General features: G+C 66.9%; 17 protein-coding genes. 7 read left to right on the forward strand and 10 right to left on the reverse strand.

Annotated features, from left to right (window positions below):
- Positions 1–14 precede the first annotated feature (14 nt).
- From G3574_RS07905 to G3574_RS07915, 3 genes are all read right to left on the reverse strand, one after another.
- Positions 15–323, reverse strand: a complete 309-nt coding sequence (locus G3574_RS07905; RefSeq protein WP_163961775.1) for a hypothetical protein — start codon at positions 321–323, stop codon at positions 15–17.
- Positions 324–522: 199 nt separating this feature from the next.
- Complete coding sequence (locus tag G3574_RS07910; RefSeq protein ID WP_163961777.1) at positions 523–1608, reverse strand: extracellular catalytic domain type 2 short-chain-length polyhydroxyalkanoate depolymerase; 1086 nt, start codon at positions 1606–1608, stop codon at positions 523–525.
- A gap of 221 nt (positions 1609–1829) precedes the next feature.
- Positions 1830–2204, reverse strand: a complete 375-nt coding sequence (locus G3574_RS07915) for an HPF/RaiA family ribosome-associated protein (RefSeq protein WP_235953162.1) — start codon at positions 2202–2204, stop codon at positions 1830–1832.
- A 588-nt stretch (positions 2205–2792) separates the two neighbouring features.
- On the opposite strand from G3574_RS07915, the gene G3574_RS07920 reads away from it, so the two are divergent.
- Together G3574_RS07920 and G3574_RS07925 are read left to right on the forward strand one after the other, a co-directional pair.
- Entirely contained in the window at positions 2793–4547 is a 1755-nt protein-coding gene (locus G3574_RS07920) for an autotransporter assembly complex protein TamA (protein WP_163961780.1), read from the forward strand.
- A gap of 8 nt (positions 4548–4555) precedes the next feature.
- Entirely contained in the window at positions 4556–8491 is a 3936-nt protein-coding gene (locus G3574_RS07925) for a translocation/assembly module TamB domain-containing protein (RefSeq protein WP_163961782.1), read from the forward strand.
- An 11-nt stretch (positions 8492–8502) separates the two neighbouring features.
- Here G3574_RS07925 and G3574_RS07930 read toward each other — a convergent pair whose 3' ends face one another.
- Together G3574_RS07930 and G3574_RS07935 are read right to left on the reverse strand one after the other, a co-directional pair.
- Entirely contained in the window at positions 8503–9060 is a 558-nt protein-coding gene (locus tag G3574_RS07930) for a MarR family winged helix-turn-helix transcriptional regulator (protein WP_163961784.1), read from the reverse strand.
- A 1-nt stretch (position 9061) separates the two neighbouring features.
- Positions 9062–11026, reverse strand: a complete 1965-nt coding sequence (locus tag G3574_RS07935) for a glycoside hydrolase family 15 protein (RefSeq protein WP_205609700.1) — start codon at positions 11024–11026, stop codon at positions 9062–9064.
- Between the two features lie 198 nt (positions 11027–11224).
- Between G3574_RS07935 and G3574_RS07940 the strand changes: the two genes are divergently transcribed.
- Together G3574_RS07940 and G3574_RS07945 are read left to right on the forward strand one after the other, a co-directional pair.
- Positions 11225–11713, forward strand: a complete 489-nt coding sequence (locus G3574_RS07940) for a hypothetical protein (RefSeq protein ID WP_163961785.1) — start codon at positions 11225–11227, stop codon at positions 11711–11713.
- A gap of 37 nt (positions 11714–11750) precedes the next feature.
- Positions 11751–12506, forward strand: a complete 756-nt coding sequence (locus G3574_RS07945) for a ZIP family metal transporter (RefSeq protein WP_163961787.1) — start codon at positions 11751–11753, stop codon at positions 12504–12506.
- A 27-nt stretch (positions 12507–12533) separates the two neighbouring features.
- Here G3574_RS07945 and G3574_RS07950 read toward each other — a convergent pair whose 3' ends face one another.
- The 5 genes from G3574_RS07950 to G3574_RS07970 are packed head-to-tail and all read right to left on the reverse strand — an operon-like array spanning position 12534 to position 18402.
- Complete coding sequence (locus tag G3574_RS07950; protein ID WP_163961789.1) at positions 12534–12860, reverse strand: hypothetical protein; 327 nt, start codon at positions 12858–12860, stop codon at positions 12534–12536.
- A gap of 13 nt (positions 12861–12873) precedes the next feature.
- Positions 12874–13959: an NrfD/PsrC family molybdoenzyme membrane anchor subunit gene (gene nrfD / locus G3574_RS07955; protein ID WP_163961791.1), complete on the reverse strand. Its 1086-nt coding sequence runs from the start codon at positions 13957–13959 to the stop codon at positions 12874–12876.
- Positions 13960–13995: 36 nt separating this feature from the next.
- Entirely contained in the window at positions 13996–14910 is a 915-nt protein-coding gene (locus tag G3574_RS07960) for a 4Fe-4S dicluster domain-containing protein (protein ID WP_205609701.1), read from the reverse strand.
- Positions 14907–18110 carry a formate dehydrogenase gene (gene fdh / locus G3574_RS07965; RefSeq protein ID WP_163961793.1) on the reverse strand — a complete coding sequence of 1068 codons (3204 nt, stop codon included), beginning with the start codon at positions 18108–18110 and terminating at the stop codon, positions 14907–14909. The genes G3574_RS07960 and fdh overlap by 4 nt, the downstream gene beginning before the upstream one ends.
- 55 nt (positions 18111–18165) lie before the next feature.
- Complete coding sequence (locus G3574_RS07970) at positions 18166–18402, reverse strand: hypothetical protein (RefSeq protein ID WP_163961795.1); 237 nt, start codon at positions 18400–18402, stop codon at positions 18166–18168.
- A gap of 298 nt (positions 18403–18700) precedes the next feature.
- Between G3574_RS07970 and coxB the strand changes: the two genes are divergently transcribed.
- From coxB to G3574_RS07985, 3 genes are read left to right on the forward strand one after another with little or no spacing between them, the layout of a single operon-like run.
- Positions 18701–19738 (forward strand): cytochrome c oxidase subunit II, encoded by a 1038-nt coding sequence (gene coxB / locus G3574_RS07975; RefSeq protein ID WP_205609704.1) that lies wholly within the window; start codon positions 18701–18703, stop codon positions 19736–19738.
- 18 nt (positions 19739–19756) lie between these two features.
- The gene (ctaD, locus tag G3574_RS07980; RefSeq protein WP_205609705.1) at positions 19757–21721 is read left to right on the forward strand and encodes a cytochrome c oxidase subunit I; all 1965 of its coding nucleotides are present in this window, start codon (positions 19757–19759) and stop codon (positions 21719–21721) included.
- Positions 21714–22319, forward strand: a complete 606-nt coding sequence (locus tag G3574_RS07985; RefSeq protein WP_163961797.1) for a cytochrome c oxidase subunit 3 — start codon at positions 21714–21716, stop codon at positions 22317–22319. Before ctaD ends, G3574_RS07985 begins: the two co-directional genes overlap by 8 nt.
- The last annotated feature ends 91 nt before the right edge of the window (positions 22320–22410 follow it).

Consider the following 22410-nt stretch of genomic DNA (forward strand, 5'->3'; position numbering starts at 1 on the left):
CGCTTCCGGACTGGTCAGTGCACCAGCGCCTGCTCCGCGAAATGAACGACGACCGAACCCTCGGCAACGTCGGGCGCACTGGCATTGACGGAGGATGCATTGTTCTTGATCCAGTCGCGCGCTACCCTCAGGCTCTCGTCGGCGCCTGCCTTGTCGTTGCAAACGGTGATCGATACCCCGCCTTCGCCGGTCCTGATCAAGGTATAGCTGACGATGCCAGACACTTTCTGCAAGGTGGACTGGACGTCGGACTTGCGGCTTTCAAGGATATCGAAAAGCTGGGGTGCGCCGGCACCCGAATAGGTCCTAATGACGGCATGCATGTTGATCTCCTTTTCGGACGGATCGCCCGGTGGAACATCGTTACCGCTGATGGCCAGACCGTTTGCTCGCCATGCTTGCGGTGTCCGAACCGGCAGGAGCGCGCGACCCGCCGACCGGCCCGGAGGCTTGGCGGCCGCGGCAAGGTGAACCCGGTTCGCCTATTGAGCATAGCGTCCCGGGGCAGGGATGCAAGCGCTTCTACGGCCGTCCCGTCACGCGCTGCACCATCCCGTAGAGCACCGACATCTGCGCGCCGCTCTTCAGCGCATAGTTGGGATCGACCTGGTTCGAGTAGCCCCACCAGTCATAGCAGCCGTTCGGGTTGGTCGGTCCCGGCGCGGACGATGCGATGGTATCCGGATAGACGACCACGAGGTTGTTGGTGTCGGCCCATTCATTGATGCCGGCCTCGGTCATCCAGCGGTTGCCGATGAGTCCCGTGTACTGCTTGCAGCCATGCAGCGCGAGCACCATGCCGCAAGTCTTTCCTTGCGCGCAGGATTTCGGCACGAAGACGTTGCCCGTGGAATTCAGCGATACGTTGGTCCCGGCGCCGAATTCGGTCTGGTCGAAGGTCGACAGCGTGCCTTGCAGCTTGCCATTGTTGCGCGGGTTCAGTCGTCCCAGGAAAAGCTTGAGCCAGGTCTGCACGGAATCGTAGGGCGCGCCATTGAGGGAGCATTTCACCATGTAGGGGCTGCCCGCGGTTCCGCAGTCGAGTTCGCCGTCCGGAGATTCCCAGCCGTGCGCGGCGGGAAAGCCATTATCGAACACCACGCTTGCGCCGTAGTGCAGGTACTCCGCATTGAGGTCGGCCATCTCGCGCGGATTGACGGTGGCATCCTTGGTGCCGGACCACAGGTAAACCGGCTTGCCGCTGAGGTTTACCGAAGAGTCGATCGTTCCCAGGGAAGACTGGGTGTCCAGGTAAGCGATCGACTCGGCAAGCATGCTGTTGTACGAGGCTTCATTCGTGGGCAGGGTCTGGCCGCCGCAGTTGGCGAGCGCAGTCGCGGCGCCGCCGGTGCCCGCGCACCAGTAGACGCCGCCCGCATAGATGGCCGCACCCTTGAAGGTCGCGGAATGGGCCACGTGCATCTGCACCGCGGTGAAGCCGCCGGAGGAAATGCCTGCGACGAACACCTTCGCCGGGTCGATCTGGTAGCGCTGGAGCTTGGCGATGGGCGGCGCGGCCGCCGTCGTCTGTGCGCCGGCCCCGGCGGTCATGACCAGTCCGATGGCGAACATGGCGGGCCATGCCCGCCGAACGTCAAGCTTCTTCATGATGGACGTCTCCTCTTTGTTTTCCGAAAAGTAAGCCTGCTTCGGCACCCGCTGGTTGATCTGCCGCAGAATTGTTTCCGATAAGATGGAAAGCGGCTGCTCAGGACGCGTGCGAAACCGAATGTTGTTGAGACTCACCTTTTTCTTCCGCGTTCATCCGCGGGCCGGTTCGGGAGAGAGTTGATGCGCTGCCCATCAGAGGATGAAGCCGGCCAGGCAGATCAAGGCTGCCCGGCATCCTTCTCGTCATCGTCGATGCGAAGCTGCCGGTCATCCCTTCCCCGGCGGGCCAGGCGGGATTTGCGGTCCACCATGCGCATGGCGCGATAGGCGGCGCGCTTGACCGCATTGTCGATCGCCCCGTACATGTTTTCCTGCACTTCCCGGATCACGACTTCGGGCTGGCCAGGCAACTCCACGCTGATCTGGCAAGCCTTGTCGCGCCCGCCGCGCGGACCATTCAAATCGCGCAGGCGAACGATAATGCGACCGACCCGATGCTGCGTACGGGCAAAGGCGCTGCGCAGGCGCCGCAAGACATGCTCTTGCAGAGAGGGCGAAAGCGAGAATTCCTTTGCAACCATTTGCACGTTCATGAGCTTCTCCTGGATGAGATAGGGGAGCACCCAGTATCGACGGACTCACGCTTCATTCAAACAGAGGTTTGATGGACACTTACTTCGAAAAACCGGAACGATCGACCATGCATTCCAGCTCGCGGCAAAGGCTGCATGCATAAAAAAATGCCCCGGCCAATCTGGCCGGGGCAAGCTCATGCCTTGAACATGAATGTCTTCCGAGAAGGAACGCTATCCTGGCACCGGCTTCCAGTCATTCATACATCGCCCGGCCGCACAAGACATCTTTAATCTACACCCCGACACTTAAGCAGGTCTTAAACGCGACGCCTGGAACCCCGGGTCATGCGCAAGGAAACGTCATCCTCAATGGCATCGGGGATGCCGCATCACAAGTAGCGCATCCGCAAGCATTACCTTTTTACACTTATTTTCTTTTTTGCTTAGGCAAAGCTTAAGCTTCCTGCCTTTTCCTCCGGGATGTCGGGCAGGCATGGTCCGTGCAACGCGAACGGTATTTCATCCTGTCATCGATACAAGCAATTCTGGAACCAAGTGCGCCATCCAGCCTTTCGCTTCCCTTCCGCATGCCGGCGTTCCCGCCGCATGAACCGGCTTCTTGCCGGCATGATCGCCTGCATGTTCGCGACCTGCGCCCATGCGCGCTATGCCGTGGAACTGGACGCCCCCAGGTCGGTGCGCAAGCTGCTCCAGGAGAACCTTGACCTGATGCGTTACCAGGACCGCGACGACCTCAACGCGGACCAGCTTGATTACCTGCTGGCAACCACGGAAGAACAGGTCAGGAAGCTCACATCGACGATCGGCTTCTTCGCGCCGAAGACGCGGCTCGACGTCGACCGCGCCGGAGCAACGCCGCGAATACGCATAGGCGTCGACCCCGGCAAGCAGACCAGGGTGGCGAACCTGGACATCGGCATCAAGGGCGACGTCGTGTCCGCGCATCCGGAGCAGGCCGCGGAAGTGCGCACCCGCTGGCAGGAAGAAAGGGGAAAGCCCTTCACCCAGGAAGGCTGGGAATCGGCCAAGCAGGAAGGACTCGCCCGGCTGCAGAGCCGGCGCTACGCGGCGGCTTCCATCACGAACAGCGAAGCGCGCGCCTACCCGGACCTCGGAGAAGCCGACCTGCAGGCGGATTACGATAGCGGCCCTGCGTTTCACCTGGGCGGCATCAGCGTGTCCGGCCTGCGACGCTATCCGGAGGGCATCATCCGCAACGTGAATCCGCTTGAGCCGGGCGAGGAGTACAGCGCCGGCAGGCTGGTGGAACTGCAGCGCCAGATCCAGCGGCTTCCCTATTTCAGCAATGCGGAAGTCAGCCTCGAACGCGATCCGGCGAAGGCGGCAGCGGCGCCGGTCAACGTGCGCATCAGCGAATACCCCGAGCACCGCGTGCGCGCCGGCTTCGGCTATGGCACCGACACCGGAGCCCATCTCGAAGGCCGCTACTCGTACAACAATCTTTTCGGGCGCGCCTGGGTGTTCGACAGCCAGGTCCGCATCGAACAGCGGCGCCAGACCATGGCCGCGGAAGTGTCCATGCCGCCTTCGCCCGGCGCCTGGGTCAATTCGGCGCGCGTGTCCGCGGAGCGCACCACGCTGGAGGGCGTGGACCTGCGGACGCGGCGCGCCGGCCTGCGCCGCGCGCGCAGCAGCGACAAGCGCGACTTCGCCTATACCCTCGACTACTACAGCGACCAGCTGTCGCAGGAAAGCGGCGCTGTGCTGCCGGAGGGCACGGTGGTGCTGCCGGGCACCCACCAGGCCGTCGTTGCCGGCCTGGCGATGACGCGCCGGCAGGTCGATGATCCGCGCTATCCGCGGCGCGGGTACATCGCATCGGTCGAGGCAGGCGTGGCGATCAAGGGCCTGCTGACCGACCAGACCTTCGCACGCGTCTACGGCCAGGCGCGGCAATATTTTCCGGTCGGACGCACCGATGCCGTCATCGTGCGCGGCGAGCTTGGCGCCGTCATTTCCAGCCAGGGCAATGCCGCCATTCCGGCGTCGCTGCTGTTCCGCACGGGCGGCACCGAGTCGGTGCGCGGCTACCGCTTCCAGAGCATCGGCAACACGCAGGGCGGCGTGGTATATCCCACCCGCTACGTCGCGAGCGGCGGCGCGGAATACCAGCACTGGTTCACCGCGCAATGGGGCGCGGCGGCGTTCTACGACGTCGGGACGGCAACCGACCAGTGGAGCGGCAAGCGCTTCTTCCATGGCGTGGGCGCAGGCGCGCGCTGGCGCAGTCCCGTCGGCGTGATCAACGCGGACCTAGCCTACGGCTTGCAGGAGGGCGGCGGCATCCGGCCGCACCTGTCGCTGGGCATCGTGTTCTGAGGCACGGCATGGGCAAACCCGCGCGCCGCCATCCCCTGCTCAAGGCAACCCTGCTGGTCCTGATCGCGTTGCCGCTGCTGCTGGCCTTGCTGGCCTGGTCCGCGCTGCACAGCGAGGCGGGCGGCCGCATCCTGCTGCGCACGGCGCGGCAGGTGCTGCCGGGCCATCTCGAGGCGACGATCGCGGGCGGCACCGTCGCCGATGGCCTGGCCTTGCGCGACGTGGTGTGGCGCGACGCCGCGCGCGAGATACGCATCGACCGCCTGGACGGGCGCTGGCATGCGGACCTGACCGCCTCGCCGCCGGCGCTTCGCATCTCGACGCTGGACGTCGGCCGCCTGCAGCTCACGCTTCTGCCGCAGCCGGACAAGCCCCCGTCCCTGCCCGACAGCCTGCGCCTGCCCGCGCAGCTGCAAGCATCGAGCATCCGCATCGGCGAACTCGACATCCGCAAGGACAAGACCGACATCAGCATCAAGGACATCCGCCTCGCGCTCGCTTCCGACGGCAACAGCCACCGCATCGATCTTGCGCACGCATCCACGCCATACGGCGTCGCGAGCGCGGCCTTGACGCTCGGCGGGCAGCGGCCCTTTCCGGTGGACGGCAAGCTTGCCCTCGACGCCGCCCTGGCCGAGCATCGCTACCGGCTGGACGGCCTGCTTTCCGGCGACCTGAGCGCGCTGGGGGTGCAGCTGGACGCCAACGGCGACGGCCTGCAGGGCCGCGCGCGCATCACGGCCACGCCCTTCGACGCGGTGCCTTTCAAGGAGGCGCATGTCGACCTGCAGCGCCTCGATCCGCGCGTGGCGCTGCCTTCCCTGCCGCCGGCCGCGCTGTCGGCGAAGGCGGACCTGCGCCCCCGGCAAGGCACTGCGGGACTCGAGGTTGCCGGCCCGGTCTCGGTCAGCAATGCCAGCCCCGGTCCATGGGATGAGCCCGCCTTGCCGTTCGCGAGCGTGTCGGGCGACCTGACCTTGCGCGCGGACGGCCAGTCGCTGGAGGCGATGCGCATCGCCCTGCCCGGCGGCGGCGCCCTGGCCGGCACCGCCCGCTTGAGCCAGGGCCGCGCAACGCTCGAGGCGCGGGCGGAAAACGTCGATCCGCATGCGCTGCACACCAAGCTCAAGCCGGAATCGCTGTCCGGGCCGATCACCGCGAGTTCCGAGGGCAAGGAACAGCAACTTGCCATGGCGCTGCAGGGGAAGGCGCTCGAACTCGATGCCCGGGCCCGGGCGACGCCGCAATCCATCACGCTCGACCAGGGAGAGCTCAGGGTCGGCAAGGGCCGCCTCGTCCTCACGGGCAACATGGCGCGCGACGGCTCGAGCGAGGTCGCGGCCCACGGCGCGCTTCACGACTTCAATCCCGCCGCCCTGCTTTCCGTGCGCGGCAAGGCGACCCAGGCCAGCATCAACGCCACCTTCGATGCCGCCGGCAAGCTCGAGCCGGACTTGTCGGCACGGCTGCGCTTCGCCGTCGGCGAGAGCAGCTATGCGGGCTTGCCCATGACGGGACAGGGCACGCTCGAGATCGACGGCAAGACGATCGGGCCGAGCGATGCCCGCCTGCTGGTGGCCGGCAACAGCATCGCCCTGAAGGGCGCATTCGGGCGTCCCGGCGACGTTCTTTCCTTCAACCTCGATGCGCCCGCGCTGGGACGGCTGGGCTACGGCCTGTCGGGCGCCGCGCGGGCGAACGGCACGGTCTCCGGCACGCTGGAGCGGCCTTCCGTGGCCGCCTCGGCAAGCGCGGCGGGCCTCGGCTGGCAGGCATGGCGCGTGGCGAACCTCGACGTCGTGGCGAACACCCAGGGCGTGCCCGGCCGCGACCCCGCCGCGCGGGTCCGCGCCAGCGTGGAAGCGAAGAACCTGGTGGGGCCGCCCGGCCGCCTCGATACCCTGCACGCCGACGTCAACGGCACCTATGCCCGCCACGAGGCAAGCATGGCGGCGCAGGGCCGGCTGCGCGGACAGGCGCTGGATCTGCGCGCCCGGGCGCAAGGGCGGCTGGAAGAACGCTCCCCGGGATATGCCTGGTCCGGCATCGTGCAATCGCTGGAGAGCCGCGGCACACCCCGGGTCGTGCTGGATGAACCGGTGGCCTTGCAGGCGGCATCGGGCCGGATTTCGCTGGGAAAGACGAGCCTGACGGTGCAGCGGGCCGGCATCGCTCTCGACCACCTGCGCTATGGCGACGACGGGCTCAGCACCGCAGGCCGCCTTTCTTCGCTCGCGGTGGCGGACCTGCTCGCCTTGCAGCGGCAGTTCACCGGCGAAACGCCGCCGGTGGCCACCGACCTGGTGCTGGACGGCTCCTGGGACGTCACGCTCGGCAGCACCGCATCGGGCCGCTTCGAACTGCGCAGGCGCGGCGGCGACGTACGCCTGCGCGAAGGCCCGCAGGCGGTGGCGCTGGGCTTGCAGGAACTGGCGCTGCAGGGCGTGCTGGCGGGCCGGGAAGCGCGGGTCGATACCCGGCTCGCGGCAAGCCGCATCGGGCGCGCCGAGGGAAGCGCCCGCATCGGTCTGCTTGGCGGCGCCGGCCAGCGCATGGTGATGCCGGGCGCGGATTCGGCGGTGTCCGCCAGCGTCGGCATCGACCTGCCGCGCCTGCAGCAGATCGCCTCGCTTGCCGGTCCGCGCATCGGCATCGACGGCGGCCTGCAGGGACGGTTCTCGGTCGGCGGAACGCTATCCTCGCCGGTGCTGGCCGGCGACGTCACGGGCGACGGCCTCGCCTTCACCCTGTACGACCAGGGCATACGGCTGAGCGACGGCGTCGTGCGCATCCACGTGGCGGACAACATCGCGGAACTGCGCCAGGTGGAATTCCGCGGAGGCGAGGGCACCCTGCGCGCGGTCGGCCGCATTCCGCTGGATGCCGCCCACCCGACGGTGCAGGCGAACATCATCGCCGACCGCCTGCAATTGCTCGCCAATCCTTCCGGCAACCTGACCGTGTCGGGGCGCGCGGCGGCCGCGAACACCAATGGGCAACTCGACATCACCGGCCGCTTTACCGTGGACCGCGCGCTGTTCACGCAACCCCAGCATGCCGCGCCCTCGCTGGGCGATGACGTCGTGGTCATCCGCGGCGACCGGCGCGCGGCAACGCCCGCGCAGACGGCCGGGCCCGCGTCCGACAAGACGCAGCCGGCGCGCGCGGGCGCCTTTTCCCCGCACGTGAACGTCGAGATCGACCTCGGCGAGCATTTCCGCTTCCAGGGCTCGGGTGCCGACCTGCGGCTGGCGGGCCTGCTGCGCGTCACGAGCGCGCCCCGCGAGACGCCGCAGGCGAGCGGCACGGTACGCGTGTTCGACGGCACCTTCGAGGCATTCGGCACGAAGCTGGCGATCGAGCGCGGCGTGCTCAACTTCAACGGACCGGCGACCAACCCCGGCCTGCATATCGTTGCCATGCGGCGCGAACAGGAAGTGGCCGCCGGGGTCGACATCACCGGCACCGTCAGGCAACCCATCGTGAAGCTCATCTCGGAACCGCAGCTCGCGGACGAGGAAGTGCTGTCGTGGCTGGTGTTCGGCCATGGCACCGGCTCGGGCAGCGGCAGCGAACTCGGCGCGCAGGCGGCGGCCAGGGGCGCGGCGCTCGGCTTGCTCAACTCCTTCGGCGGAAAACGCCTCGCCAAGGGATTCGGCCTCGACAAGCTCAGCGTCGGCACGAGCGATTTCGGCTCGGGTTCGCAGCAGGTGATCGCCTTGGGCAAGGAAATCTCCGACCGCCTCTACGTCGGCTACGAGCAAAGCCTGGCAGGCGCCTCGGGCTTGCTCAAGCTGACCTACGAGCTGTCCCGCAACTGGTCGGTGGTGCTGCGCGGCGGGGCGATCGCGGGAATCGACCTTTTCTTCAACCGGCGCTTCGATACCCGCAACCGCCAGGAAACATCTGGCAAGCTCGCAAGCCAGGAAGGCACGCCGCCCTGACCGGGCGGGGTTCACATCATGAAGGGCAGGGGCAGGCCGGCGGAGCTGTCTTCGGGCAGCTCGATGGCGTTGAGCAAGGCATGCAGGCCGGTGGTGAGCGCCTTGAGGTCGTCCGGCTGCATGCGCAGCAAGGCTTCCGGCAGGAGGCCCCGGGCCGGCTTGGGCGCGCGCCTGATCACCGCCTTTCCTTCCTTGGAAAGCAGTACCTTGACGATGCGCTGGTCGGAGGCGTCGCGCACCTTGTCGGCGAGGCCCTTCCTGACGATGGCATCCAGCAGGTTGCTCGCCGTGGTCTGGTGGATCGCCATGCGCTCGGCAAGCTCGCCCACGCGCAGGCCTGGCGCCTCGTGGAGTTCCTGCATCATCCACAACTGGGCGCCCGTGACGCCGCATTGGCGTTCCACCCAGCTGGAATGGCGCTGGGCGGCGCGGATCAGCACGCGGAACATCTTCAGGGCGTCGATATCGAGCGCGTCCGCGCCGCCGGCATCGCCGACCTCGGTCGGGGCTGCAGCCTTGGTGGCGGCCCCGGCGGCTCCATCCGCTTCGTTGCGCTTCTTACCCTTCATGTCAGTCATCCTGTTCCAGCCGGCGACGCGATGAGTCCCCGGGCAATTCATGCGGACCGCCGGCACCCGGGCCGGGGACGGGTTCCGGGTCTCGCCGCAGCGGCCTTGCCGCCATCATCGCCAGCCATGCCATGATCTGCGACACGTGGGTCAGGCCTTGCGGAAAGTTGCCCAGCATGAGTCCCGCATCGGGATCGTACTCCTCGGAGAACAATCCGAGATCGTTGCGGCACGCGAGTCCACGGTCATAATACGCGCGCGCCAAGTCGGGCCTTTGCTGTTCAGCAAGGCAAGCGGCGAGCCAGAAGGTGCAGGGCAGGAAAGCGCCTTCCGGACCGGGTATGCCATCGGGCATGTCATACCGGCGCAGCAGGCCGCCATGATCGAGCGCGTCGATCACCGCATCGACCGTGCGCACCATGCGCGGATCGCCGGCCGCCACGAAACCGATGCGCGGCAGGAGCAGCAGCGATGCATCCATGCCGGGCCGGCCAAATGCCTGCACGAAGATGCCGCGCCGCCGGTCGTAGCCGTGTTCCTCGATCGCGCGGCGGATGCGGTCGCGCTCGCCTTCCCATCTTTCCAGTGGCGCGTCGAAGCCGCCGTCCCTGGCCAGCCGGATGCCAAAATCGACCGCGGCCCAGCACATCGCTTTCGAATGCACGTGATGCGCCGCTTCGCCGCGGAACTCCCAGATGCCTGAATCGGGATCCTGCCAGCGCCGGCAGGCGGCATCGACGACGTCGCGCAGGAAAGCCCAGTACGCCGCGTCGATGGGATGCCCGCTTGCATGCCAGGTCCAGGCGAGTTCCATGATTTCGCCGAAGAGGTCGAGCTGGCTCTGCTCGGATGCCTTGTTTCCGATCCTGACCGGTTTCGAACCGCGGTAGCCCTCCAGCCAGGGAAGCTCGACCTCGGTGAGGCGCCGCTTGCCGTCGAGGCCATACATGATCTGGAGCTCGTCGGCGCTTCCCGCGGAACTGCGCTGGATGAAGCGCATGAAGGCTTCGGCTTCGGAAGGACATCCCAGCCGGTACAGTGCCCGCACCGCGAATACCGAATCCCGCGCCCAGCTATAGCGGTAGTCCCAGTTTCGCGTGCCGCCCGGCCATTCCGGCAAGGAAGTGGTGGGGGCGGCCGCGATCGCGCCGGTGCGCGAGAAAGTCAGCGCCTTGAGCACGAGCGCCGAGCGCCGGGTGGCGGCATCCATCGCGCCGCCGTCGATGGGCGCCAGGCGCGCGGCCCAGGCGTGCCATGCTTCCAGGGTCTGCTCCCGCCGCGCGAAGTCGCAATCCGGGGAGCCCGGCGTGACCGACCGGTTGGCGGCCACGTCGTCGATGCATTCGGGCGCATGGAATTCCATGCTCAGGCAGAAGCGTGCGCCCTTGCCGACCCGGAAGGACGCGCGCAGGCCATTACGGCCATCCACCTGCACGGGCATGTCCGTGCGGAATACGAAGCCGTTGTTTCCGCCCACCGCCACGAACAGCCCGGGCCCGCGCTCGCTCATATGCGGAACGACGCTGCCATAGTCGAAGCGGGGCTGGAGTTCAAGCTGGAATTCGATGTCTCCGCGCATGCCGTCGAGAATCCGTACCAGCCGGCAAGGGCCGCGCCCGCCGGACGGCATCGCGAAGAAGTCGGTCAGCTTCGCTTCCGCTTCCCCGGCGCGAAAGCTTGTCTCCAGCACCATCGAATCGCCGACGTAACGACGGCTGGCAACGCAGGGGACGGCCGGAGCAAGCTGGCAATGCCCGCCGTTGCGGCGATCGAGCAAGCGGCTGAAACAGCCATCCGCGTCCATCGACGGCATGCAGCACCAATCGATGGAACCGTCGCGCGACACCAGCGCGGTGGAACAGCCGTCGCTCAGGAGCGCATAGTCGGCGATCGGCGGATAGCGTGCATCCATGTCATCCTGGGCTTTCAGGTTGGTGGCCGCGTCCATCGGGCAGATGAATGTCATCGGGGGAGCCTGTAAGAATTTCAGCGCCGTGGAAAAGTTTCGCCGCAATGAGCAGGACGGCGGCATTTCGCAATTTATATTTGGCCAAAAATACTTGGCATGCAATTTGCGACTTCGCAAGGAAGCGCCGCCGTGTCCACCGTGCTGCCAAGGCGCCCGCAGACTGGCGCACCTGATCGTTGATGAAGGAGAAAAAGAATGCGTACCCCCGTGCATCCCCTCGCTTTCGCCAAGGCGGCTGCGGCTGCCGCCTGCATCCTGGCCACGCCCGCAGGGGTTCTTGCGCAGACCGTGAATGGCCCTGCCCCATCCGCCAACCCGCACCTGACCGACCCGGTGATTCCGCCGCTGATCATCATCGCGCCAACGGAGGTCCGCACCGATCCGACGCTTGCCCGGGGCTGCTGGGTCCGCCTCTTCGCCGAGCCGGACTTCCAGGGCCGCGACGACCTGACGGTTGCCGGTCCGATCTCGGTGCCGTCCCTGCATACGCCCGAGGGCGTGGACTGGCATGCCCGCACCGAAAGCATCCTGGTCGGACCGAAGGCAACCCTGACGGTCTACGAGAACAAGGACTACCGCGACAAGACCATGACCTTCAAGCCGGGCGAGCAGGTTCCCAGGTTGCGCGAGATCTTGAAGTTTACCCAATCGATCGACTCGCTCAAGATCGCGTGCGGCAAGTGACGAAAAACGGGTAGGCAACGGCAAGAAAGGAAGGTCCATGAGCACCGCGCTGCAATCCTTGTTCTGGGGGCTGGTGTCCGGCTCGGCGCTGGTCGTCGGCGCGGCGATCGGCTATTACACGAATCTCTCCCGTCGGCTGGTAGCGGGAATCATGGCCTTCGGCAGCGGCGTCCTGATTTCCGCCTTGTCGCTCGAACTGATGGAAGAAGCGTTCCGGCGCGGCGGCTTCGATTCGACCGCGATCGGCTTCATCGGCGGCGCGGCCGTCTACACGCTGGCCAACGTGGCGCTGGCGCGTTACGGCGCGAAGCACAGGAAGCGTTCGGGCACGCAGCAGAAGAACGATGGCGGCGACGATGGGGGCGGCGGGATGGCGATCGCCGTGGGGTCGCTGCTCGACGGCATTCCCGAGTCGATCGTCATCGGCGTCAGCATGATCGCCGGCGGCACCGTCAGCATGGTCGCGGTGGCGGCGGTCTTCCTGTCGAACGTGCCCGAAGGCCTGTCCAGCGCCGCCGGCATGAAGAAGGCGGGCCGCTCCGCGCACTACGTGTTCGTGATGTGGACCATCATCGCCATCGTCTGCGGCCTCGCGTCGCTGTCGGGCTATGCCATCTTCAGCCGGTTTTCCGACGAGGTCATCGCCGCCACCAACGCCGTGGCGGCCGGCGCGATCCTGACCATGCTGGCCGACACCATGATCCCTGAGGCATTCGAGTCGGCCCATGACTACACCGGCCTGATCACGGTTGCCGGCTTCCTCGCCTCGTTCGTGCTGAGCAAGGCCGGCTGATCTCGCCGCACCCGACGGCCTTTCCGGTCAGGCGGCCAGGCGCTGCAGTTCCTGGCGCACCGTCTGCATGCGCTGCAGATGCAGGCCTTCCAGGGGATATTCGATGCTGCTCATCATGCTGAGCAAGGCATTCACCGCAGGCAGGCAGGCCGCCGCCTTTTCGTCTCCATCAACGTCCCGCGCGAGCGCGATCAGGCGGTTGCGCGCGGCGATCGCGGCATCCAGGGCGTCGCCGAAACGGCTCTTCACTTGCTCTCCCGGAGCGAGCCGGATCGCTTCATCGACCTTCTTCGCCACGTCGCGCAACATCTCGCGCACTGCGTCGGGCATCGACACCGGTGTCGCCGTCTGCATGTCGGATCTCCTTTCAGCCAAGTTTACCGGGGGCGCGCCCGGCAATTTCCTTCCTTCCCTTGCGGGTGAGGCTGAAGTACACGTCTGGCCGCTGCGCCGAGCGGTTTCCGGCATGGAAGACGGTGGCGCGCATGAGCAGCCCGCCCGCCAGCGCGCCAACAGAGCCGGCCACCGCGAGCGAGCGCGAGCGGCGCGGCAGCACGGCATTCACCGCCATGCACGCCAGCGGCAGGACGGTGCCGATCTGGTGCGCCAGGCGATGCTGCGCCGCCAGCCGCGGCTCTTCGAGGACCGCGTCCACGCCGGCCTCCCGGTAATGCCGTTCCGACAAGCGGGTGGCCACATGCTCGCCGAGCGTGGCCAGTGCGGTCATGCGGTCAAGCACTTGCGCCTGGCGGGTTTGTCCGCGCAGCGTCTGCACCAGGGACAAGCCCGCGGCGGCGGTCGCGAACGCCGAGCAGGCGAAGCGCGCGGCGAGCAGGCGCGGCGCGGCCGCCCAGTATGGCGTGCTGGTCGCCGACAGCAGGCCGGCGGTGTACACCGACATGCCCGCCCCGGCAGCCGCCGCGGGCGCCTGCGCAAGAAGGGTCAGCCAGCGCCAGCCGGCGAGGTCGCCGAGCGCGGCCAGGCCGCTGGATGAACCGAAGGCGAGCAGCAGATAGGAACCGATCGACATCGGCGAGGATGCGCGGAAGATGCGCACCATGTTGTACCAGCGTTGCGGCGTGTGCAGGTCGGCGATCAGCAGGCCCGCGCCGACGACCGGCCCCAGCGCGGCGATCATGCGGCCGGTCCGGATGGCCGACCGCCAGCCTTCGCCCTTGCCCGCCAGGTCGGCCAGCGTGGCGATAACCTGCGACGATCCCGCAAGGCCGGCGAGATAGGTGTAAAGCCAGACCAGCGCGCCATAGTTGCTTGCCTTGACCGCCGGCAGACCATAGTAGTCCGGGCCGTCATGGCGCGCGGCCGTCCGGTCCGGGCGTGTTTGCGCGACACCGGCGGAAGCCTTCGCTGGCAAGGCATCCGGCAACGGCCGGCTTGCCGGCACGCCCGGCCGTTGATGCCGCGGGCTTGCGGCGATGGCTTCGATCTGTCTCATGATGTTCTCCCCTGGCTGCATGCGCATTTTTCCCATTCACTCCCCGCCGGAAGCCATGAGCAGGCCGGCCGCCGCCGCGGCCAGCCCTGCCATCATCGCCAGTCCCGACAGCAGGGACGGTTTCACGCGGGTCGATGGCAGGTCGGGCTCGGCCGGCAGGTTGTAGACCTCCGGCCTGTCGGTCAGCAAGAAGAAGGCGTTGAGCTCGCCGATGCCCCCGGTCGCGCCGGGATCGCCCGGCGTGCCGTAGAGGTAGGCGTCGGACCTTCCCATCTGCTGCAGTTGATCGAGCCGGCTGGCGGCGCGTCGGTGCAGTTCGTCGAGTTCGCCGAACTGGATGGAATCGGTCGGGCAGGACTTGGCGCAGGCGGGTTCCAGCCCGCCTTTCAGCCTGTCGTAGCACAGGGTGCATTTGTGCGCCTTGCCATCGATCTCGCTCAGCGCCACCACGCCGAACGGGCAGGCGGGCACGCAGTAGCCGCAGCCGTTGCAGATGTCCTGCTGCACCACCACGGTGTCGAACTCGGTGCGGAACAGGGCGCCCGTCGGACAGGCTTGCAGGCAGGCGGCATTGGCGCAATGCTTGCACACGTCGCTCATCATCAGCCAGTTGCTCTGGTAGGCCGGCATGCTGGTGGGACGCTCGCCGTCGCGCGGCATCTTCTCGATGAAGGCGACGTGCCGCCAGGTATGCGCCGACAGCGCCTGCGTGTTGTCGTAGCTCATGCCGCTGAGCCTGACCTGGTCCGCCGGCAGGCCGTTCCATTCCTTGCAGGCGACTTCGCACGCCTTGCAGCCGATGCAGCGCGTGGTATCGGTGAAGAAGCCGTAGCGCCTTCCGGGCCGGATGCGAACCCCGGCCGTCAGTTCCGATTCATCGGGAATCGGGCCCGGCAATTCGGATGAAGCGTGTTCGCGCATGCGCGCCATCGGTTTCATCGGTTCCATCATGTTCCTCCGTCTTCCGCCGCGCCGCGGCCGGGCAGGCGGCCCTTGCGCATGCCGCAGGTCAAGGCCTTGCCTTCGTGGATGCTGGTATTCGGATCGCCGACCACGCTGGTCAGCAGGTTGGCGATGTCGCCGGTGGCATGGCCTTGCCAGCCGAAGTGGAAAGGCATACCGATCTGGTACACCCGCTTGCCGTCGAGCTGCAGCGGACGCAGGCGTGCCGTGACCATCGCCCGGGTTTCGACTTCGCCGCGCGCGGTGGTCAGCACCACCCAGTCGAGGTTGCCGATGCCGAGCTCTTCCGCCAGCTCGGGCGGAATCTCGGCGAAGCCTTCCGGCTGCAGCTCGGCGGTGGACCAGACCGACCGCGTCGGCGTGCCGCCCGAATGATGCTCGGTCAAGCGGTAGGTGGTCAGCACGTGCGGATAGCGCGGATCGCCGACCGCGTGGTAGCGGTTGAAGTCGCGTTCCCATTTCTTCGCCACCGGGTTGTCCTGCTGGGCGTACAGCGGGTTCTTCACCGGCGAGTCGACCGGCTCGTAGTGCGTCGGCAGGGGCGCGTCCTTGAGCCCGGACGGCACGAACAGCGAGGCGCGGCCATCGGCGATCATGATGAACGGATCGCTGCCCGACAACGCATCCATGCCTTGCGGCGACTTGCTCCAGTCGGGCTCGTAGCCGGGCGGCTTGGATTCCTCGAAATCGATCGCGTCCGGGCTTTGCCACTTGCCCTTGCTCCCGTCCCACCAGACCAGCTTCTTGCGCTCGGACCAGGGCTTGCCTTCGGGATCGGCCGAGGCGCGGTTGTACATGGTGCGGCGGTTAGATGGCCAGGCGAACCCCCAGCCGAGGTGGGTGCCGGGACCATCGGCCGCGTCGGGTTTGCGGGAACGGGCGAGGTTCTTGCCCTCTTCGGGGAACACGCCGGAATAGATCCATGCCCCGCAGGCTGTGCTGCCATCGTCCTTCAATTCCTTGAAGCCGGAGACCTGCTTGCGCTGCGGCCAGGTATAGCCGTTGATTTCCTTGAGCACCGCCTCGGAGGACGGATCCTGGCGCTCGCCGGTCACGGGATAATCCCAGGTCAGGTTGCGGATCGGCGCGTCGCGTTGCTCCTTGCTGTCCGCGTACAGGGCCTGCAGGCGCCGGCCGAGGTGATACACGAACCACAAGTCGGAACGGTTGTCTCCCGGCGCGTCGATCACCTTGTCGTGCCACTGCAGCAGCCGGTGGGTATTGGTGAAGCTGCCTTCCTTCTCGCCGGAGGCCAGCGCGCTCGGCATCAGGAAGATCTCGGTCTTGATGTCTTCCGGGGCGAGGTCGCCCGCCTTCACCGGATTCCCGGCGTACCAGAACGAGGCGGTCTCGGTCTCGGTGAAGTCGCGCACGACCAGCCAGTCGAGATTGGCCAGTCCGCGCTGCACCACCTGGCCGGAATTGCTGCCGCCCACGGCCGGGTTCTGACCGATCACGAACATGCCGCGGATGAGGCCGTCGCGCATCGCAAGCGTCATCGGCAACTGCGAATGATCGCCCACGTTCTTCGGCAGCCAGCCGTAGCCCCAGCCGTTTTCCCTGGTGGCCGCGTCGCCGTACCAGGCCCGCAGCAGGCTGACCGCGTACTTGGGGAAGTTGTGCCACCAGCCGGTGGGCGTCGTCTCCGCTTCCAGGTATTCCTCGAAGGTCTGCTGCTTCTTGAAGGCTTTAGGCTGCGGCAAGTAGCCTGGCAGCATGTTGTATAGCGTGGGAATGTCGGTGCTGCCCTGGATGCTGCAATGGCCGCGCAGGGCCAGTATGCCCGCGCCCGGCCGGCCAATGTTGCCCAGCAGGCCCTGGATGATCGCCGCCGCCCGGATGATCTGCACGCCGGTGGTGTGATGGGTCCAGCCCACCGCATAGCAGATGGCGCTCGTGCGGTCGCGCCCCGAGTTGCGCGCCAGCGCGTCGGCAATCTGGATGAATGTGTCGCGCGGGCAACCGGTCGCCTCCTCGACCTTTTCCGGCGTATAGGCGGCGTAGTGGCGCTTGAGGATCTGGTAGACGCAGTGCTGATGCTGCAGGGTCGGATCGCGACGCGGCGGCCCTTCCGTCATGCGCTTGGTCTGCTCGCTGAACGACTCGGTGGTATTGACGTGATGTTCGGCGAGCGAGGACGGCACGACCATGCCGTCGTACTGCCAGCTGTCATAGGCGTACTTCCGCTCCTTGTCGTTCCAGCCGGAAAACAGGCCGTCGAGCTCGCTCGCATCCTGGAAGCGGCCGTCGATGATCGTCGACAGGTTGGTATAGGCGAGCGCATATTCCTTGAACCACAGGTCGTTTTCCAGCAGGTGGCGGATGATGCCGCCAAGGAAAGCAATGTCGCTGCCCGCGCGCACCGGCGCATAGATGTCCGCCAGCGCTGACGTGCGCGTGAAACGCGGGTCGGCATGGATCAGCGTCGCGCCCTTGTCCTTCGCCTGCAGGGCGAAGCGGAAGGCGATCGGATGGTTCTCGGCGATGTTGGACCCCATCACCAGGATGCAGTCCGCATTCGCGAGTTCCCATTGCGGCATGGTGGCGGCGCCGCGGCCGAAGGAGGCACCCAAACTGGGCACCGAGGAGCTATGTCATATTCGGGCCTGGTTTTCGATCCAGACCATGCCGAGCCCGCCGCCGAACAGCTTCTTGATGAGGTAGTTTTCCTCGTTGTCCAGCGTCGCGCCGCCGAGGGAGCCGATGCCCAGGGTGTGGTTGACGGTTTCGCCGTCGGGCAAGGTCTCGACGAAGGTCTCGTCGCGCGTCTGCTTCACCAGCCGGGCGATGCGGTCCATGGCCCAGTCGAGAGGCCGCGTCTCCCAGCACAGGGAATGCGGGGCGCGGTACAGCACCTCGTTGAGGCGGTTTTCGCTGGTCATCCAGCCGAAGCTGGCGGCGCCCTTCGGGCACAGCGTTCCCTGGTTGATGGGGCTGCGCGGGTCGCCCTCGACATGGATCGCCTTGCCGTCCTTCACGTAGACGAGCTGGGCGCAGCCGACGGCGCAGTAGCCGCAGATCGCGGTGCCGACCTTGTCGGCGTCCTCCAGGCGCGGACGCAGCGTTTCCGACATGCGGCTTTTCGCTGCATCGGAGGCCGCGTCCTCGCCGCGGAATTGCCTCGGCAAGGCCCAGTTGTTCAGGAAGCCGTCCAGGTTCCTGCGCAGCGAACGTCGTATCGGTTTCATGCTTTCTCCCGTGATTCAGCGCCGGACGATGCGTATCCGCCCGGCAAATGCATGGCTAGTCCAGCAACATGACGGCGTGCGCCACGTCGATGCGCGTCCCGCCCGGCGCCGCATCGTGGCGCACCGCGACCGCGCAGGCCCGCCGTTGCAGGACATGCAGTTCCTCCCATCCCAGCGGCGCGTCGTGCGCGAGCTCGAAGCGGCGATGACGGCCATCCTGCATGCGCAGCTGGAAGCGGTGTTCCTGAACGACGGTGATCACTCCCTGGCTTTCCTGCATGACGCGCTCCATGGCACCAATCCTCGGCGTCGTGCTTGCAAGATGCATACCGTGCGCCATCCCGCGCCGCCTTGCCCCGCGCCGGGCGCGAAGGCAAAGACGCCACCCGCCCGCTTTGTAATTTTTATTTGGTCAAATGTAGTTTTTATGATGGCCGCCGCCGCGCACGCTGGCCGGTCCGGCGCTTGGCCCTCTCGTAGCCGGACCCGGCCGGTTCACGCAAGTCTTGTTCAATCACAAGGCACGGCGATTGCAATGTCCAGGCAATCGCAGCGTTCTTTCCAACCCATCATCTCTCCGGCGGGAAAACTTGAAACACGCAAGCCTGCTCCTGGCAACAGCATCGGCAGCGCCGCCTGCCATGGCGGCGCTGCCGATGCATTACCTGCAGACCTTCGGGCCGGCCGGCGATCCGGTGACGCGGCTGACCTGGGGCTTGCTCGCGCTGTCGCTGCTGGTATGCGCCGTCATCGGCGGCCTCGTGCTGCTCGGCGTGTTTCGCAGGCGCCCGCCGCTGGCGCCCCTGCCCGACGGCAGGCAGCCGCTGGTGAAGGGCGGCCATGGCATGCGCTGGATCGCCATCGGCACGGGCATCTCCGGCATTGCGCTCTTCGCCAGCGCGGTGTGGACCATCATGGTGCTGGCCGCCATCGCCGCGCCGCCGCGCCCGCCCGCGCTGGACGTCGAAGTCACCGGCAAGCAATGGTGGTGGGAAGTGAGATACCCGGGCGCGACGCCGGACCAGGATGTGGTCACGGCCAACGAGATCCATATTCCGGTCGGCGAGCCGGTGCGCATCCGCCTCGTCGGCGGAGACGTGATCCATTCCTTCTGGATTCCGCAGCTCGGCGGCAAGACCGACATGATCCCCGGCCAGGTCAACGTCACCTGGCTGCAGGCGGACAAGCCGGGACGCTATCGCGGCCAGTGCGCGGAATACTGCGGCCTGCAGCATGCGCACATGGCCTTGACCGTCGTTGCCGACGAGCGCGATGCCTTCGCGGCCTGGCGCCGCGCACAGCAGGCGCCGGCCGGCACGCCCGCCGACGGGTTCGCGTTGCAGGGCAAGGAGGTGTTCGCCGCCCGCTGCGCCCGGTGCCACGCGGTGCGGGGCATGCCGCCGCCCAGGAAAGATGACGCCGGGGAAGACGGCGAGCCTGGCCCCGACCTTACCCACCTGATGAGCCGCCGCACCCTCGCCGGCGGGACGCTGCCGAACGGCATCGGCGCGCTGGGCGGATGGATCGCCGATCCGCAAGCCCTCAAGCCGGGTGCGCGCATGCCCGCCGTGAAGCTGGCGCCCGAAGACTTGCGGGCGCTGCTGGCCTACCTGCAAACCCTGGACTGACCGGCACAGGAGCGAACCTTGATCACCGACCCCGCCAGCCCTGCCGATACCCGCGTGCCGCAGATCATCACCGGCACCTATGGCTCGCCGATCGCCGAGCGGCTGGAAACCATCTGGAAGACGGAACCGGGCATCCTCGGCTGGATCGGGAGCGTGGACCACAAGGAAATCGGCAAGCGCTACCTCGTGACCGCGATGTTCTTCCTGCTCGTCGGCGGCCTGGAGGCGCTGGCGCTGCGCGTCCAGCTGGCCGCCGCCAACCTGCAAGTCCTGAACCCCAGGCTTTACAACGAGCTGTTCACGATGCACGGCATGACCATGGTTTTCCTGTACGCGCTGCCCATCCTGTCCGGCTTCAGCAATTACCTGTGGCCGCTGCTGCTGGGCTCGCGCGACATGGCGTTCCCGCGCCTGAACGCGTTTTCCTACTGGGTCTACCTCGCCGCCGGCCTGTTCATGTATGCAGGCATGTTCTTCGGCCAGATGCCCGACGCCGGTTGGTTCAACTACACGCCCTACAGCAACCGCCATTTCAATCCCGGCCTGGGCATCGACATCTACGCGCTGGGCATGGTGTTCCTGGGCATCTCCACCACCGTGGGCGCCATCAACTTCGTCGTGACCCTGCTGCGGACCAAGGCGCCGGGGATGTCGATCAACCGCGTGCCCATCATCATCTGGGGCACGCTGACCGCGTCGGTGGGCAACCTGCTCGCGGTGCCGGCGGTCAGCCTGGCCTTCCTGCTGCTGTGGGCGCAGCGCCAGTTCGGCGCGCACTACTTCGACCCCGCGGGCGGCGGCCAGCCGCTGCTCTGGCAGCACCTGTTCTGGATGTTCGGCCATCCCTGGGTCTACGCCATCGTGCTGCCCGCCATGGGCATCGTGTCCGACGCGCTGCCGGTCTTCTGCCGCCGTCCCCTGGTCGGCTACACGCCGGTGGCGTTGTCCACGGTGGCCACCATGTTCATCGGCTTCGGCGTCTGGGTGCACCACATGTTCGCCACCGGCCTGTCGACGATGTCGCTGTCTTTCTTCAGCGCGTCCAGCATCGTCATCGTGATTCCCAGCGCCGTCGCCGTCTTCGCCTGGCTCGCCACCATCTTCACCGGCCGCCCGGTGTTCAAGACGCCCTTCTATTACTTCGCCGGCTTCGTGTTCCTGTTCACTTTGGGCGGCGTGTCGGGCTTCATGACCGCCTCGGTGCCGGCCGACCTGCAACTGACCGATACCTACTTCGTGGTGGCGCACCTGCACTACGTGCTGCTCGGCATCAATGTATTTCCGGTGCTTGGCGGCATCGTCTACTGGTTTCCGAAGATGACGGGCAAGCTGATGGACGAGCGGCTCGGCAAGTGGAGCTTCTGGATCCTGTTTGCCGGCTTCAACATCGCCTTCTTCCCGATGCACGTGTCCGGCCTGCTCGGCATGCCGCGCCGCGTCTACACCTACCCGTCAGGCATGGGCTGGGAATTGCCCAACCTGATCACCAGCGCCGGCAGCTTCCTGTTCGCGCTGGGCGTGCTGCTGTTCCTCGTCAACCTCGCGCTCAGCCTCAAGCGGGGCGCGCCGGCCGGCAACAACCCGTGGGACGCGAACACCCTCGAATGGTCGATGCCCTCGCCCCCGCCGCCCTACAACTTCGTCTGCATCCCGGAGCTCGTGAGCCGGCACCCGCTCTGGGAAGACCGACTCCAGGAAAGCGAGGCGCGCTCCAGCCTGCACCAGGGCATGCTGCTCGACCACGGCCGGGAAACCATCGGCACCACGGCGCTCGACAGCGAAGCCGAGGTGATCCTCAAGATGCCGGGAGATTCCGTCCTGCCCTTCCTGTGCACGCTTGCGCTGTCCTGGCTCTTCGTCGCCGCGCTGCTGCACCAATGGTGGCTTGCGGGAGCCGGGGCGGTGTGCACGCTGGCCGCCGGCGTGGCGTGGCTCTGGCCGCGCGCGGCGCTGGGCCAGACCGCGGAGGCTGGCCATGGATAGGACCAGCCTGCCTCCCGCCTCCGGCCGTCCGCTGCCGGTATCGGGCGAGTCCGCCCAAACCTCGGGATGGTGGGGCATGTGGTGCCTGATCGTCACCGAGGCGGCGCTGTTCGCCTACCTCCTGTTCAGCTATTTCTACCTTGGCTCGCAAGCCCATGGCACATGGGTGCCGGAACTGCCCAAGCTCAAGCTCGCGCTGCCGAACACCATCCTGCTGGTCGCGAGCAGCCTCGTGCTGTGGTGGGGAGAGCGTGGCATGCGCAGCGGCAAGACCAGGCGTCTCGCGCTGGCGCTCGGGGCGAGCGTGCTCATGGGCGCGGTCTTCGTCGGCGTGCAGGTCAAGGAATGGCAGGACAAGCCGTTCTCGTTCACCGACAACGCCTACGCGACGAGTTATTACACCACCACGGGCTTCCACATGCTGCACGTGGCGGCTGGCCTGGTCATGCTTTCCGTCCTCCTCCTCTGGACCGTGCTGGGCAAGTTCAGCGCGAAGCGCCATGCGGCGGTATCGGTCGGCGCGCTTTACTGGCATTTCGTGGACGTCGTGTGGCTGGCGGTGTTCTTTTCCTACTATCTTCTCCCGCACCTGGGCTGATGCCATGAACGTCCACCGGTCCCTCCTCGCAGCCTGTTGCCTGTACGGCGCGGCAACGCGGGTTCACGCGCATGCGGGCCACGTGCACGAG

The organism is Noviherbaspirillum galbum (assembly GCF_010974945.1).
Lineage (GTDB): Bacteria > Pseudomonadota > Gammaproteobacteria > Burkholderiales > Burkholderiaceae_D > Noviherbaspirillum > Noviherbaspirillum galbum.